This is a genomic window from Microvirga medicaginis (assembly GCF_052658925.1).
This window is the reverse complement of sequence record NZ_JBQWEL010000002.1, coordinates 397,306-412,018: the sequence shown is the minus strand read 5'-3', so window position 1 is coordinate 412,018 and position 14,713 is coordinate 397,306. Positions and strand designations below refer to the sequence as shown.

The 14,713-nt window shown below is 63.3% G+C and carries 18 protein-coding genes; 14 read left to right on the top strand and 4 right to left on the bottom strand.

Annotated elements, in window-relative coordinates:
• Window positions 1–52: 52 nt before the first annotated feature.
• Window positions 53–790 (bottom strand): sulfite exporter TauE/SafE family protein, encoded by a 738-nt coding sequence (locus ACUXUR_RS05040; RefSeq protein WP_445501237.1) that lies wholly within the window; start codon window positions 788–790, stop codon window positions 53–55.
• 277 nt (window positions 791–1,067) lie between these two features.
• Between ACUXUR_RS05040 and ACUXUR_RS05035 the strand changes: the two genes are divergently transcribed.
• Together ACUXUR_RS05035 and ACUXUR_RS05030 are read left to right on the top strand one after the other, a co-directional pair.
• On the top strand, window positions 1,068–1,775 hold the full coding sequence (locus tag ACUXUR_RS05035) for a GyrI-like domain-containing protein (RefSeq protein ID WP_445501236.1): 708 nt from the start codon (window positions 1,068–1,070) through the stop codon (window positions 1,773–1,775).
• A 22-nt stretch (window positions 1,776–1,797) separates the two neighbouring features.
• Window positions 1,798–2,469 carry an HAD family hydrolase gene (locus ACUXUR_RS05030; protein ID WP_445501277.1) on the top strand — a complete coding sequence of 224 codons (672 nt, stop codon included), beginning with the start codon at window positions 1,798–1,800 and terminating at the stop codon, window positions 2,467–2,469.
• On the opposite strand, the gene ACUXUR_RS05025 is transcribed toward ACUXUR_RS05030, so the two are convergent.
• Window positions 2,426–3,490 carry an MBL fold metallo-hydrolase gene (locus ACUXUR_RS05025; RefSeq protein ID WP_445501235.1) on the bottom strand — a complete coding sequence of 355 codons (1,065 nt, stop codon included), beginning with the start codon at window positions 3,488–3,490 and terminating at the stop codon, window positions 2,426–2,428. The genes ACUXUR_RS05030 and ACUXUR_RS05025 overlap by 44 nt on opposite strands.
• A 337-nt stretch (window positions 3,491–3,827) precedes the next feature.
• Here ACUXUR_RS05025 and ACUXUR_RS05020 point away from each other — a divergent pair, with 337 nt between their 5' ends.
• From ACUXUR_RS05020 to trmD, 5 genes are all read left to right on the top strand, one after another.
• Entirely contained in the window at window positions 3,828–4,043 is a 216-nt protein-coding gene (locus tag ACUXUR_RS05020) for a glutathione S-transferase (protein ID WP_445501234.1), read from the top strand.
• Window positions 4,044–4,045: 2 nt separating this feature from the next.
• Entirely contained in the window at window positions 4,046–5,608 is a 1,563-nt protein-coding gene (gene ffh / locus ACUXUR_RS05015; RefSeq protein ID WP_445501233.1) for a signal recognition particle protein, read from the top strand.
• A 68-nt stretch (window positions 5,609–5,676) separates the two neighbouring features.
• A complete protein-coding gene (gene rpsP / locus ACUXUR_RS05010; RefSeq protein ID WP_445501232.1) occupies window positions 5,677–6,036 on the top strand; it encodes a 30S ribosomal protein S16 in 360 nt (119 codons plus the stop codon).
• 224 nt (window positions 6,037–6,260) lie between these two features.
• Complete coding sequence (gene rimM, locus ACUXUR_RS05005) at window positions 6,261–6,815, top strand: ribosome maturation factor RimM (RefSeq protein WP_445501231.1); 555 nt, start codon at window positions 6,261–6,263, stop codon at window positions 6,813–6,815.
• On the top strand, window positions 6,812–7,495 hold the full coding sequence (gene trmD / locus ACUXUR_RS05000) for a tRNA (guanosine(37)-N1)-methyltransferase TrmD (protein WP_445501230.1): 684 nt from the start codon (window positions 6,812–6,814) through the stop codon (window positions 7,493–7,495). Before rimM ends, trmD begins: the two co-directional genes overlap by 4 nt.
• 20 nt (window positions 7,496–7,515) lie before the next feature.
• On the opposite strand, the gene ACUXUR_RS04995 is transcribed toward trmD, so the two are convergent.
• Window positions 7,516–8,463, bottom strand: coding sequence for a PLP-dependent cysteine synthase family protein (locus ACUXUR_RS04995; RefSeq protein WP_445501229.1), 948 nt, complete (start codon window positions 8,461–8,463; stop codon window positions 7,516–7,518).
• A 91-nt stretch (window positions 8,464–8,554) separates the two neighbouring features.
• Here ACUXUR_RS04995 and ACUXUR_RS04990 point away from each other — a divergent pair, with 91 nt between their 5' ends.
• The 4 genes from ACUXUR_RS04990 to leuC all read left to right on the top strand — a co-directional run bounded on the left by ACUXUR_RS04990 (window position 8,555) and on the right by leuC (window position 11,865).
• A complete protein-coding gene (locus tag ACUXUR_RS04990) occupies window positions 8,555–9,256 on the top strand; it encodes a winged helix-turn-helix transcriptional regulator (RefSeq protein WP_445501228.1) in 702 nt (233 codons plus the stop codon).
• A 50-nt stretch (window positions 9,257–9,306) separates the two neighbouring features.
• Window positions 9,307–9,645: a hypothetical protein gene (locus ACUXUR_RS04985; protein WP_445501227.1), complete on the top strand. Its 339-nt coding sequence runs from the start codon at window positions 9,307–9,309 to the stop codon at window positions 9,643–9,645.
• 211 nt (window positions 9,646–9,856) lie between these two features.
• On the top strand, window positions 9,857–10,237 hold the full coding sequence (gene rplS / locus ACUXUR_RS04980; protein WP_445501226.1) for a 50S ribosomal protein L19: 381 nt from the start codon (window positions 9,857–9,859) through the stop codon (window positions 10,235–10,237).
• 221 nt (window positions 10,238–10,458) lie between these two features.
• Window positions 10,459–11,865, top strand: coding sequence for a 3-isopropylmalate dehydratase large subunit (leuC, locus tag ACUXUR_RS04975; protein ID WP_445501225.1), 1,407 nt, complete (start codon window positions 10,459–10,461; stop codon window positions 11,863–11,865).
• 75 nt (window positions 11,866–11,940) lie between these two features.
• Here leuC and ACUXUR_RS04970 read toward each other — a convergent pair whose 3' ends face one another.
• The gene (locus ACUXUR_RS04970; RefSeq protein ID WP_445501224.1) at window positions 11,941–12,234 is read right to left on the bottom strand and encodes a hypothetical protein; all 294 of its coding nucleotides are present in this window, start codon (window positions 12,232–12,234) and stop codon (window positions 11,941–11,943) included.
• Window positions 12,235–12,356: 122 nt separating this feature from the next.
• Here ACUXUR_RS04970 and ACUXUR_RS04965 point away from each other — a divergent pair, with 122 nt between their 5' ends.
• The 3 genes from ACUXUR_RS04965 to leuD all read left to right on the top strand — a co-directional run bounded on the left by ACUXUR_RS04965 (window position 12,357) and on the right by leuD (window position 13,766).
• A complete protein-coding gene (locus ACUXUR_RS04965; protein ID WP_445501223.1) occupies window positions 12,357–12,620 on the top strand; it encodes a hypothetical protein in 264 nt (87 codons plus the stop codon).
• 5 nt (window positions 12,621–12,625) lie between these two features.
• Complete coding sequence (locus tag ACUXUR_RS04960) at window positions 12,626–13,033, top strand: metallopeptidase family protein (protein ID WP_445501222.1); 408 nt, start codon at window positions 12,626–12,628, stop codon at window positions 13,031–13,033.
• Window positions 13,034–13,163: 130 nt separating this feature from the next.
• Window positions 13,164–13,766 (top strand): 3-isopropylmalate dehydratase small subunit, encoded by a 603-nt coding sequence (gene leuD, locus ACUXUR_RS04955; protein WP_445501221.1) that lies wholly within the window; start codon window positions 13,164–13,166, stop codon window positions 13,764–13,766.
• Window positions 13,767–14,713: the final 947 nt, after the last annotated feature.

The following is a 14,713-nucleotide window of genomic DNA, read 5'->3' as shown; positions in this document are numbered from 1 at the left end:
GAATGCGGTACAGCAAAGAAGAGGACTGTTCCCACCGGGAATGGAAACAGCCCTAGAGAGCCGGCAGGATCCGGGGGATGCTGGTCGCGACGATGATCAGGCCGACGCCGACCATGAGCGGGCGTGTCGGCAGGCGGCTGACCAGAAAACCGCCCAAGGGAGCTGCCAGCACGCCGCCGAGGATGAGGCCGGCAGCCGACCTCAGTTCCGACCAGCCCAGGGTCAGGATGAAGGTGGCGGAAATGACGATCGTGACCAGAAATTCGGTCAGGTTCGTCGAGCCGATCACGTGCCGGGGCGCATGGCCGCGCCCGATGAGGGAGCTTGTGACGATGGGGCCCCATCCGCCCCCGCCCATGGCGTCGAGCAGGCCGCCTCCGCCGCCGATCCACGGCACGAGCCAGTCCTGCACCTCCCGTGGCCAGAGAGGGCGGAAGGCCTTGAAGACGATGTAGAGGCCGATCATCATCAGATAGGCCGAGACCACGGGCTGCATCATCTTCGCGTCGACGTGGGAGAGGACAAAGGCCCCGATGGCTCCGCCGACCATGCCGGCAGGGGCAAGCCGTGCCACGAGTCGCCAATTGACGTTACGGTGGAAGACGTGGGAGGCGCCGGAAGCCGCCGTGGTGAAGATTTCCGTCACATGGGTCACGGCACTGGCTGTCGCCGGCGGAACGCCGAAGGCCAGGAGGCTCGTGGTGGAGAGCACGCCGAAGGCCATGCCGAGGGCCCCATCCACCAGCTGGGCCAGGAAGCCGATTCCGGCAAAGATCAAAAATTCTTCCATTCCTGAAACAGCCCTGCGCAGTGGAAGCGGGATCATAGCCACGATTTCAGACTGGTTGAGAGCGGCCAAGCCGGTGGCCCAGAGGATTTTTTATGCAGGTGCTAGGAAGGGGCCTGCTTCCATCCGTCCTCCACAGGGGGGACCGGAGTACCTCGCGGCTGGACTAAAACCCTCTTATGCTCCGGCTCGTCACCATTTCGTGATTCGAGGCTCAAGGCTTTCTTCCATGCGGCTGCGCCCTTCTCATTTTGTTCTTATGCTTGCCCTCTGCTCGAGCGTGGCTCTGGCGCAGACACCTCCAGCCGCGAGCACGCCTCCGGCCAATCCAGCGCCAGCCATCCAGGCACCGGCTTCAAGCGCCCCGGCTCCCTCGACCTCTGAGACCCCAGCCCAGCCGCAGCAGCCCACGACGGCACAGCCTGCACCTGCTCCGGCTTCTCCTGCTCCTGCTCCGACCGCACCTGCTGCACCGGCCCAGCAGACGGCCCGCACGACGCTCTTCCCCAATCCGAGCGATCCCGCCGGCGTGGAAGAGGGCGTGCTCACCGCAAAGCCTACGGTGATGCTCTCCGGCACCAGCACCTGGGACGAGGCGTTCAACAGCCTCAAGAACGCCATCGCCAAGCTCGATGGCGAGCTGAAGAAGGCAGGCATTGCCCCTGCGGGCCGTCCGCTCGCGATCTTCGTCGACACGGACGACAACGGGTTCAAGTTCGAGGCGATGATTCCGATCGCGCAGGTCCCCGAGGGCAAGACCGAGCTGACCCCTGAGATCAAGTTCGGCAAGACGCCGGAAGGAAAGGCCTTCCGGTTCGTGCACAAGGATGCCTATGACGAGATCGACGGCACCTACGAGACGATCACGGCCTATCTCGACATCAAGGAGATCGTTGCCAAGGATGCCTTCATCGAGGAATACGTGAGCGACTTCACGGATTCTCAGGACACGGATTTCGAGGTGAACATCTACGTTCAGCCCAAGTGACTCCCGAAGTGATTCCCAAGTGATGATCGCTCTTTTCGACCTCGACGGAACCCTGACCGACCCTAAGGCAGGCATTACCCGCTGCATCCAGTATGCGCTCGAAAGGCTGGGCCGCTCCGTGCCTGAAGCGGATGCTTTGACATGGATGATCGGGCCGCCGCTGATTTCAGGTTTCACAAAGCTCCTCGGCAGTGTCGAGAACGCTCCCGAGGCGGTGCGCCTGTATCGCGAGCGCTTCAGCGAAGTCGGATTGTTCGAGAACGAGGTTTATCCGGACATTCCGGCAACCCTTGCGGCTCTTCAGGAGGCCGGATTTCGGCTCTTCGTCGCCACGTCCAAGCCTCATGTGTTCGCAAAGCGGATCATCGACCATTTCGGCCTGTCGCGGTTCTTTCGCGAGGTTTATGGCTCCGAGCTCGACAACCGGAACGCCGACAAGCGCGACTTGATCCGCCATATTCTCGACCGGGAGAAGTTCGATCCCGCGACGGCGGTCATGATCGGCGACAGGGAGCACGATGCCATCGGTGCGCGCGCGAACGGCATTGCGGCCATAGGGGTGACCTGGGGTTATGGATCCCGGCAGGAGCTGCTGGATTCGGGCGTCGCCTGTCTGGTTGAGAAGCCATGCGATCTGCAGGAGCCGATGCTCACCCTGACGGGGTCCATGCTTCGCCCGGCCGCAAGGGCCTGAACCGGTCCGGTGGAATCTCCGCCGCCTGAAGCGCCTTGGCCAAATCGGATGGCGGCTCCTCGATGCCTTCGTTGGTGAGGCGGAACGTGCCCCAATGGTGGCCGAGCGCCTGGTCCGGCGCAATGATCTGGAACGCCTTTACCGCATCCTCCGGATTCATGTGCTGCGGCTCCATGAACCAGCGCGGCTCATAGGCGCCGATGGGCAGATGCGCGAGGTGGATCTTGCCGAAGCGTTCGCGCATGGCGTGGAAGATTCTGCCGTCGCCGAAGCCCGTATCACCGATGTGGTAGATCGTGCCGTGAGGCGTCGTGAGCACAAAGGTGCACCAGAGCGCCATGCGCCGGTCGTTGATGCCGCGTGCGGACCAGTGATAGGCGGGCTCCAGATGCGCGATGACGCCGTCGCCCAGCTCGACCGATCCGCCCCAGTCGCGTGTCTCGACTGCGATCTCCGGGTGTCCGGCCTGGATGATCGCATCGTTGCCCAGGGGCGCGACGAAGCGAGGGCGATGGCGCTGCCAGAGGCGGCCCAAGGCATCGATGTCCAGGTGGTCATAATGATTGTGCGTGATCAGCACCGCGTGGATCGGGGGCAGATCCTCGAAGGCGATGCCGGGTGGGTTGACCCGCTTGGGACCTGAGAAGGAGACGGGACTCGCCCGCTCCGAAAAGACCGGATCGATGAGGATGTTGAGCCCCGTTACCTGGATCAGGAACGAGGCGTGGCCGATGAGCACCGTGCGCAGGCTCTGCACGGCGGCAGGAGGCTTGTCCCGAAAGGGACTCGGGAAGCTCTCAGGCCATTCCTTCCGCCCGCCGCCGAGCTGCCAGCGCAGCAATTCGGCAAAACCCTTGTCCTGCGGCTGGTTGGGCGAGAAGAACCGCACCCCATCGAAATGGTCGGTCACGGGCCCCTGGTAATAGCGGTTCGTGGCGCGGGCGGCACTCATCCAGCCGAAGACTCCGGTGGCGGCGAGGGCAGGGACGCTCAGGGTTTTCAGCAGGGTGCGGCGGTTCATCGTGACCTTCGAGACAAGCGGAGCCTTTAAGCATGGTGATCGGTATTTCTTGCTACAAGGCCCGGAAAGCTGATGCTTTTCCGCTCTTTTCTTGACTCTTGCCCCCCTTTCCTCTATCGGCTGACCGCAAATCTGTAGAGCGAGCCCTTTTGAGCCGCCGACCAGCCCGAGAGGCTGGAGGTCAACGTCCGACAGCGCGATGCGCCCTCGGGCGCGTTTCTCTTTGGGTCTTTCTCTCGCCCGTCATGACCGGGCTTGTCCCGGTCATCCACGCCTTGCGCCGTTGAAGACGTGGATGGCCACATCAAGTGCGGCCATGACGAAAGAGGATGGATGAATGTCGAAGGATACATTGCGCATCGAGGACGCGGTCAACGAGACCTGCCCGTGGTCGGGAAAGCCGATCGCGGCGGATTCGCTCACCCTCTATCGCGGCGAGGTCGTCGGCTTCTGCAACCCTAACTGCCGCGACAAGTTCGAAGCGGCAATCAATCACTTTGAAAAGGCCTTGGCGGATCGCGATGTACCCCTCATCGCAAAAGGAATTGATTGATCATGTTTGAAGGCCTTTCCGATAGACTTTCCAACATCCTGAATTCGCTGACGCGCCGTGGCGCTCTGACGGAAGAGGATGTGAATGCGGCGCTGCGCGAAGTCCGCCGCGCGCTCCTCGAAGCCGACGTTGCGCTCGAGGTCGTGCGCTCCTTCACGGACAAGGTGCGCGCCCGCGCGGTCGGTGCCGAGGTCATCAAGTCGGTCTCCCCCGGCCAGCAGGTGGTGAAGATCGTTCACGACCAGCTCGTGGAGATGCTGGGCTCGGACGCGGAGGTGATCAGCCTCAACGCGGTTCCGCCCGTCGGCATCCTGATGGTCGGTCTCCAGGGCTCGGGTAAGACGACCACCACCGCCAAGATCGCCAAGCGCCTGACGGATCGCGAAAACCGCCGCGTTCTCATGGCCTCGCTCGATACGCGCCGTCCGGCCGCGATGGAGCAGCTCGCCGTGCTCGGCAAGCAGGTCGGCGTCGATACGCTCCCCATCGTGGCGGGCCAGACGGCGGTGCAGATCGCTCGGCGTGCCATGGAGGCTGCGCGGCTTGGCGGCTACGACGTGGTGATGCTCGATACCGCCGGTCGCGTGACCGTCGACGAGGGGCTGATGGTGGAAGCCGCCGACGTGCGCGCCGCCACCAATCCGCACGAGGTTCTACTCGTCGCGGATGCGCTCACCGGTCAGGACGCGGTCAACACGGCGCGTGCCTTCGACGAGCGCCTCGGCGTCACCGGCATCGTGCTCACCCGTATGGATGGTGACGCGCGCGGTGGTGCTGCTCTGTCGATGCGCGCCGTCACGGGCAAGCCGATCAAGCTCATCGGTACGGGCGAAAAGGTCGATGCGCTGGAGGAGTTCCATCCCTCGCGCGTCGCCAACCGGATCCTCGGCATGGGCGATATCGTCTCGCTCGTGGAGAAGGCGGCCGAGAACTTCGACGCCGCGCAGGCCCAGCGCATGGCCGAGAAGATGCGCAAGGGCAAGTTCGACCTGGAAGACCTGCGCGATCAGCTCTCCCAGATGGAGAAGCTCGGCGGCCTCGGCGGCTTGATGGGCATGCTTCCTGGCGTCGCCAAGATGAAGGCGCAGCTCGAGAACGCGAACATCGACGACAGGATCATCAAGCGTCAGCGCGCGATCATCGATTCCATGACGCCCGCCGAGCGCCGCAACCCGGACATCCTGAAAGCATCGCGCAAGAAACGCATCGCGGCAGGCTCCGGCGCGAAGGTCGAGGACATCAACAAGCTCCTCAAGATGCACCGCCAGATGGCCGATGTCATGAAGATGATGGGCGGCGGCAAGGGCAAGGGCATGGCCGGCGCGCTCGGCAAGATGTTCGGCATCGGCGGCGGCGGAATGGGCGGCATGCCCCAGCCGACGCCGGAGCAGATCGAGGCGCTGCAGAAGCAGATGGGCGGCAAGCTCCCCGATTTTCCGGGCGGCGCCGGCGGGGCTCTCCCGCCCATGCCGAAGGGCGTTCCGGGCCTGCCGGGGCTCGGCGGCACGCCGAAGATCCCCGGTCTTCCGGGCATCGGCGGTTTCCCGTTCGGGAAGAAGAAATAGGTTTCGTCGTCTCAGACCGATCTGGAACGGCACAAGGTTTGATCACAGGACACTAGAAGGAGTTACCCATGTCCCTGAAGATCCGTCTCACCCGTGGTGGTGCGAAGAAGCGTCCCTACTACCGCATCGTCGTTGCCGACTCGCGCTCCCCGCGCGATGGCCGCTTCATCGAGAAGGTCGGCACCTATGACCCGATGAAGCCGAAGGACGACGCTGGCCGCGTGATCCTCGATATCGAGAAGATCCAGGCCTGGCTCGCCAAGGGCGCCCAGCCGACCGACCGCGTCCTGCGCTTCCTCGACGCCGCCGGCCTCCTGAAGCGTCCGGCCCGCAACAACCCGCAGAAGGCCGTCCCGGGCAAGAAGGCCCAGGAGCGCGCTGAGGCCAAGGCTGCTGCGGCTGCTGCCGGCGAAGGCGAGGCTGCGTAAGCACCATGACGAAGAAGGAGCGCTTCAACCAGCGCTCCACTTCTTCCTTTTCCAAGGATCTCGGGTCTACTCGAGATCCCTCGAAGAATCCGCAAACCGGGAACACCCCGCTTGCGGTGGAAAAGGGCAGGGGTGGGGGTGCTGGCGCCAGCCTGTCGAAGGGCGCGCCCACACCCTCCTCCAAACCTCTTCCTCGCCAGAGGCAGGAGACCCCGTCCGCAAACATGCAGGACGATCTCGTCCTGGTCGGCGAGTTCGGTCGTGCTCACGGCCTCAAAGGTGAGGTGCGGCTGAAATCCCATACCGGCGATCCGCAGGCGATTGCCGGTTACAGGCCGCTCATTGCGGCGAACGGCAAAACCTACACTCTCAAAAATGTCCGTCCCGCTCCCGGCGGCGCGCCCGATCTGCTGATTGCAGTCGTCGACGGGGTGACCACGCGCGAAGCCTCCGAGGCCCTCAATCGCGTGCAGCTCTATGTGGAGCGCGACAAGCTTCCGCTACCAGACGAAGAAGACGAATTCCTGCTCGCGGATCTGATCGGTTTAACCGTTCAGAACGAAGCGGGCGATACCATCGGCACCATCGTGGGCGTGCCCAATTACGGCGGCGGCGATCTTCTCGAAATCGCGCCTGCACAAAAGGGCCCGACCGCGCTTTTGCCTTTCACGAAAGCCTTCGTGCCCGTGGTCGATATCGCCGGAAAGCGCATCATTGCAGCACTTCCGGATGACTTCTTCGAAGTTGGCAGACCTGAACCTGGCGAGGATCGTGCGTGAGTTTTTCGGCGACCATCCTCACGCTTTACCCTGAGATGTTTCCAGGACCCTTGGGCCTGTCGCTCTCCGGCGACGCGCTTTCTCGTGGTGTCTGGTCGCTGACGACGAAAAACATCCGCGATCACGGCCTCGGGCGGCACCGAGCGGTGGACGATACGCCCGCAGGCGGCGGACCCGGCATGGTGATCCGCTGCGATGTGCTGGCCAATGCCATCGATGCGGCAATACCTGTCGATGATCCGCGCCCCAAGCTTCTCATGAGCCCGCGCGGCAAGCCGCTGACGCAGGCTTACGTGCGCGAGCTCGCCGCCGGTCCCGGCGTCGTCATCGTCTGCGGCCGGTTCGAAGGCGTGGACGAGCGTGTCATCGAAGCACGCGGCTTACAAGAAGTGTCCATCGGCGACTACGTGCTCTCCGGCGGCGAGATGGCGGCGATGATCGTGCTCGATGCCTGCGTGCGGCTGCTTTCCGGCGTCATGGGCAAGGAGGCCTCCGGCACCGAAGAGAGCTTCGAATCGAACCGTCTCGAATATCCGCATTACACGCGTCCCCGCGAATGGGAGGGGCGCACGATTCCCGACGTGCTGCTGTCGGGCAACCACGCCGCCATCGAGCGCTGGCGGCGAGAGGAATCCGAGCGAATCACGCGGGAGAGAAGGCCGGATCTGCTGGAGCGCTAGCGGCTCTTCTTCGTCAGCGCTCAAAAGCTCTCTTCGAGCTTCGCGCCATAGGTTCTGAGATATTTCATCCCCGTATCGCACATCACGGTGACGATGGTGGCACCAGGCCCCAATCGCTCGGCGAGCCGCAGGGCGGCGATGACGTTGGCACCCGTGGACGTTCCGGCAAAAAGACCTTCCTCTCGCGCCAACCGAAAAGCCATCGCCATCGCTTCTTCCGTCGAGACCTGTTCGATTGCCTGGGCGATGCTCTCCTGCCAGAGAGGCACGATATAGCCCGCGCCGATCCCGTCGATCTTGTGTGCGCCTGAGGGACCGCCTGACAGAACGGAGGATTCAGCGGGCTCCACGGCGACGATGCTGATGCGCTTATCATGCCGCCGCAGACCTTCCGCGATGCCCCGAAGGGAGGCTGCGGTGCCCACGCTCTGGACGAAGCCGTCGATGCGTCCGTCTGTCTGGGCCCAGATCTCATCAGCCATCGTGTGATAGGCGGCAAGCTGGTCCCGGTTCTTCATCTGGTCGGTCCAGAAGGCACCCGTATCCTCAGCGATGACACGGGCTGCCTCAATCATGTCCTTGGTGAGCTTTTCCGTCATGCGCCCCGAGTCGCTCGGAATGACCTGGAGCTTTGCTCCCAAGATCCTCATGTGATCGAGCTTTTCCCGCGCGAACGCATCAGACGTGACGATGTGGAGGGGATGCCCTTTCACTGCACAGACGAGAGACAAGGAGACGCCGGTGCTGCCGCCGGTATATTCGACGACCGGGCCTCCTGGGAGGAGGCGTCCATCCGCCTCCGCTGCTTCGATCATGGCAAGTGCCATGCGGTCCTTCATGCTGCCCGTCGGATTCTCGTTCTCCAGCTTCACCAGAATGCGAGCGCCGTTCGACGGCACGATCTTGCGCAGGGCGAGCAGGGACGTGTTGCCGATGCGGTCGAGTATGCTTCGCTGCTTTTCGCTCATGGTCTGCACTTCCATCGCGAGATGATCCGAAGCCTTCGATAGGCGTGCGTGATCGTCCTGTCAGGTCCAAAATCCGGACTTCTCCGCTTCAATGGCTCATGCTAGCGCTTCCCGCATGTCGGGTTACGGTCAGTTCTGTTCCGTTGCGCGCGCTCACGAGGCCATCGGCGGGCGCTGGACGTTGCTTGTCGTGCGCGAGCTCCTCTGCGGCAGCCGGCGCTTCAACGACATCCGTCGCGGTATTCCGCGCATCTCCCGCACCATGCTCTCGGAACGGCTGCAGGAACTGATTCATGTCGGAGCCGTCACACGCATCGAGGATGGGCAAGGCCCCGAATACGTGCTCACGGAGGCGGGCCGGGACCTCGCAGAATTGGTGAGTGCCCTGGGCAGCTGGGGCCAGCGATGGCTGCCGCGGCAGGCGCAAGCCGAGGATCTCGATCCGGAGCCTCTGCTCTTTGATATGCAAAGACGCGTCCGTTCCGAGGCCATCCCTAAGGACCCGATGGTTGTGCGCTTCGACATTTCCGGGCAGCAGAAACCCCGTTTCATGCTGCTGAAGGCAGGAGAGGTTGCGCTCTGCACACATAATCCCGGCTTCCCCGAGCCTCTGAATGTCCGCGCGACCCTGCCGGCATTGGCTGCATGGTGGCGAGGCGACGTCAATTTTGCCGAGGCGCAGCGAATGGGGTTGAAGGTCGAAGGCCCGAAGGCACTCGCGCAGGCCTTTCCCGCTTGGTTCGAGCGGTATCTCTTCGCTCATATCGACTCGGCACCGCAGGCGGAACGTTGATCCAAACAGGCGGGTTGATAGAGCGGGGCCTTCGATCACAGGAGATCGCTATGGTCAGCAAAATCCTCCTTGGCACAGCATTCGCGCTCGTCCTTTCCAGCCCTGGCTTCGCAGGACCTTGCACGGATCGGCTCGCCTCTCTGGAGAAATCCATTACGGCGAAACAGGAAGGCGCGGGACCGGCGATGGATGCGCCAGCGACGACAGGGTCTACGATGCCGAGCTCGACCCCGGGGCAAGGCACGAACGTCACGGCTCAAAGCCAAGGCTATAACCAAGCCATGCAGATGATCCAGCAGGCGAAGCAGCTGGATCAGCAAGGCAAAGAGGCCGAGTGCATGGACATGGCAACCAAGATCAACGCCATGGCTCCGCCAGCCACGAAGTAGGGCCTATTTTCTTTCGAAGAGGCCGCCGTGCCATCGATCCAAGACACGGCGGCGCCTGTTCGCCTCTCAAGGCAGGGAAGGAAAATAAGGACGGCTGCGCTCGACAAAGCGGGAAAACTCCTGTATAGCGCCCGCCTCAACTTAAAACAGGACGCCGAAATCCCGCTGGCTTGAGCATGTCTCAAGACCATGCAACGGCAGGAGTAAGACGATGAACATCATCCAGCAGCTCGAGCAGGAGCAGATCGCCAAGCTCGGCAAGAACATCCCCGACTTTCAGCCCGGCGATACCGTGATCGTCAACGTGAAGGTGAAGGAAGGCGAGCGCACCCGCGTGCAGGCCTATGAAGGCGTCTGCATCGCCCGTTCCGGTGGCGGCCTCCAGGAGAGCTTCACGGTCCGCAAGATTTCCTACGGCGAAGGCGTGGAGCGCGTGTTCCCGGTCTATTCGCCGAATGTCGAGTCCATCAAGGTCGTGCGCCGCGGTGCCGTCCGTCGCGCCAAGCTCTACTACCTGCGCGACCGTCGCGGTAAGTCGGCCCGTATCGCCGAGCGCGCCGAGCGCCGCGAGGCCCCTGAAGCCGCCGAGTAAGGCTTTCATTCAGCAAGTTTCCCGAAAAGCGCGGTGCGAACCGCGCTTTTTGTTTATGGCGATAAGCGTTGCTGATCACCCAATGCAAAAGAATTTTATTGCGCGGTTCGGGCGATCAGCTATGCGATGCTTTCAAAGCGGTGCGCGTTCAGGACACCTTTTCCTTCTGCGCGGGTGCCGTTAGAAGACGACCACGACCTTTTCACTGTTGGAAGATACTCATGGCCAAAGCCCGTACCCTCTATGACAAGATCTGGGACGACCACGTCGTCGATCAGCAGGATGACGGGACGTGCCTTCTCTACATTGACCGTCACCTCGTCCATGAAGTGACCTCGCCTCAGGCCTTCGAGGGCCTGCGGACGGCCGGCCGCAAGGTGCGCCAGCCTCAGAAGACGCTGGCCGTGGTCGACCACAACGTGCCCACCACCGATCGCTCCCATGGCATCGAGGATCCCGAATCCGCGACTCAAGTTGCTACGCTGGCCCAGAACGCCAAGGAATTCGGCGTCGAGTACTACAACGAGCTCGATACCCGTCAGGGCATCGTCCACGTGGTGGGCCCGGAACAGGGCTTCACCCTGCCCGGCATGACTATCGTCTGCGGCGACAGCCACACCTCGACCCATGGCGCCTTCGGCTCGCTGGCCCACGGCATCGGCACGTCTGAGGTCGAGCACGTGCTCGCCACCCAGACCCTGATCCAGAAGAAGGCCAAGAACATGCGCGTGACCGTGGACGGGCAGCTGCCCCCCGGCGTCACGGCGAAGGACATCATCCTCGCCATCATCGGCGAGATCGGCACTGCCGGCGGCACTGGCCACGTGATCGAATATGCGGGCGAGGCCATCCGCTCTCTGTCGGTGGAAGGTCGCATGACGATCTGCAACATGTCCATCGAGGGCGGCGCCCGCGCCGGCATGGTGGCTCCCGACGAGAAGACCTACGCCTATCTGAAGGACCGTCCCAAGGCTCCGAAGGGCGAGGCTTGGGAAGCGGCCGTGCGCTACTGGGACAGTCTCCGTACGGACGAGGGCGCGTTCTTCGACACCGAGATCAAGCTCGATGCCGCCAATCTCCCGCCCATCGTTACCTGGGGCACGTCTCCTGAGGACGTGATCTCGGTCGCGGGCGTGGTGCCAAATCCGGACGATATCCAGGACGAGAACAAGCGTCTCTCCAAGTGGCGCGCTCTGGAATATATGGGCCTCAAGCCCGGCACGAAGATCACCGACATCGAGCTCGACCGCGTGTTCATCGGCTCCTGCACCAATGGCCGCATCGAGGATCTGCGCGCCGTCGCGAAGGTCGTCGAGGGCAGACGAGTTCACGAGCGCGTCAACGCCATGATCGTGCCCGGCTCCGGCATCGTGAAGATGCAGGCCGAAGCCGAAGGCCTCGACAAGATCTTCAAGGAAGCGGGCTTCGACTGGCGCGAGCCCGGCTGCTCCATGTGCCTGGCCATGAACGCGGATCGCCTCGCCCCCGGTGAGCGCTGCGCCTCCACCTCGAACCGGAACTTCGAGGGCCGCCAGGGCTTCAAGGGCCGCACGCACCTCGTCTCCCCCGCCATGGCGGCGGCGGCGGCGATCGCAGGCCGGTTCGTCGACATTCGCACCTTCGGCTGATCAGACTTTCCGAGATCAACGAAAAGGCGACGGGCTGCAGCCCGTCGCCTTTTTCATCCTCGATGAACCCGACGCTTAGTCCACGTAAACCCGGCGGCCACCCACCACTTGGCGGCAGATCTCTACGGGGCGGCGCACTACGACGCCGCTCGGGCGCACGCGCTCACGATATTCCGTGCGGCATACGGTTCGGGTACGAGCCGGGCGAACCACCCGGCGCTCGATGATGCGCTCGCGGTAAGCCGGACGATTCTCTTCGATGCGAACACCGTTCGGACCGATACGAACACCCACGCCCTGAGCGGATGCCGCACCGGCACCCATCGCGGTCAGCCCGGCGAGAGCCAGGACACCAAGAATTTTACGCATTGTTGCCTCACTTCGAGTTGCCTATTCGGGGTTATCAACGGGGCAGCCGTCAAGGTGTTCCGTTGGCCGCGGGCCCACCGCGGCTTATGGTTGGCGACCGGTGAACGCTTGAGGAGCCTTTCATGAACGAGCAGGAGCGCGAACGCGAAGCCCGTGAGGCGCTGGAGCGTGTACGGCGCGACTCGGAATCCGTCGGCTCCTCCGCGCTCGCGCGCATGAGCCGGCAGGCGCAGGATCATTTCAGCGGCCGCGATGCCGTGGGGACGGCCGAGGACGGCCGCACGGATCCTGTCGAGCTCTGGGGGCGTCGCATCGGGCGCGGGCTGTCGCTGGTCGGCGTCGTCGTCCTCGGCTTGTGGCTCCTGGTCCAGCTCGGCGTTCTCTAAAGCCCATGACCGACTGGGCCCATCTTCACGCTCCCTCTCTGGCGGATTTCGAAGCGCTCGCGGAAGCGGCCTATGCGCGCCTGCCGAAGGAGTTCCGCGCCCTCTGCGAGGGCGTCGTCATCCGCGTCGAGGATTTTCCCGACGACGAGACCATGGAGGCCATGGGCTGCGAGACGCCCTTCGATCTCCTCGGTCTCTTCCGGGGCATCGGTCTCGCTCAAGGCGGCGCGATGATGCAGACGGGCCAGTTTCCCAACATGGTCTGGCTCTATCGCCGCCCGATCCTCGATTACTGGGCCGAGCACGAGGAGAGCTTAGGGACTCTCGTCACCCATGTGCTGGTGCACGAGATCGGCCATCATTTCGGCCTCTCGGACGACGACATGGAGGCCATCGAGGCGGCTGCCTCATAAGATTGCGCGAAGAGCTTGGCAGAAGAAAAAATCTTGCCGGGCGCGACCAAGGTGAGGCTGGTCCTTTCGGAAAGCCTTTGATATGAGGCACCTCACGACGGCCCTTTGCCGCCTGAAGGAAGTTTCGACCATGGATAAGTTCACCGTGCTGGAAAGCGTCGCGGCGCCGCTGCGGATCATCAATATCGATACCGATATGATCATCCCCAAGCAGTACCTGAAGACCATCAAGCGTACGGGGCTTGGCAAGGGTCTGTTTTCCGAAATGCGCTATCGCGAGGACGGTTCGGAGAACCCGGATTTCGTGTTGAACCAGCCCGCCTACCGCAATGCCAAGATCCTGATCGCCGGCGATAATTTCGGCTGCGGCTCGTCCCGTGAGCATGCTCCCTGGGCGCTGCTCGATTTCGGCATCCGCTGCGTGATCTCCACGAGCTTCGCCGACATCTTCTACAACAACTGCTTCCAGAACGGCATTCTGCCAATCAAGGTGAGCCCCGAGGACCTGGAAAAGCTCTTCGACGATGCGAGCCGCGGCGCCAACGCCACGCTGACGATCGATCTGGAGAACCAGGAGATCCGCGGCCCCGACGGCGGCAAGATCACCTTCGACATTGACCAATTCAAGAAGCACTGCATGCTCAATGGTCTCGACGGCATCGGCCTGACGCTTGAGAAGGCTTCCGCCATCGACGGTTTCGAAAAGAAGCTCTCCGAGCGCGCCTGGGCTTAAGCCTGCCCTGTCACCCGATGAAGGCCGGATCAAGTCCGGTCGGCTGATGGGGAGAGTGTCATTTCCGGCCGGAGAGCCCGGCCGGAGAAGGCGAAAGCCATCGGAGGGGAAGAGAATCCAGGCCTCTGCGCCTGTCGGTGGGAAATGTCAAAGAGCCTGCGGGCATGCGCCATTGTCCTCGGGGCCGGTGGCGGCCCGAGGGTGAATGGTCGAGGGGGCGCGAGGAGCGGTCCGGCTCGATCTGAGGTATAAGCGTGGAACCGAACGGCTCCTCGCGCACGGCTTTTTTAGGCGGACAGGCGGCACCGGCTCCGTCAACCGCCGCAAGCGGACACCGCAGCAGTCGCGTTTCGACCTGCGGGCGGCTTGTGACCGATCCGAGCCCGACTTGCACAGCCTGGGCCTCCCGTCGAGTCGATCTGCGTCGGATCTCCTCACGGGACCGCTCCCGACCCCGCAGTCACGACGCCTCGCGAGCGCGCCCCCGGCAGGTCGGGATGCAGCAGATGTAACTCAGTTTAGGCATATTGTCAAGAACAGAGTGAGAACATGTTCCGGCTGCACCCTCCCGCCTGCCGCAGCCTCTCGCGTCATCCCCGGCCGTGGGCCGGGGTCCCGCTACGGTGCGGCGCTTTTCCAATCGGGATGGCCGGGACACGCCCGGCCATGACGGGAAGAGTAAGCCATGACGCGGAGAGCGGCTGGGCGACCTGGGATCCGGGAGGCGCCGGCACCCGGCTCCGGCCCTCCCCACAAGAGGGAGGGATAAAACCCGGGGCTCAATCGGGAAACCTGTACTCTATCCTGAACCGGCCTACCCTCATCCCTGCCCCTCTCCCGCGCGGGAGAGGGGATGACATCTTCCCTTCGTCGATGGCGTCTCCGGACTGATCCGTGGAAGGTGCAGGGGGCACCGCAGCCCCGTTTCCATAAGATTAACCAAATTG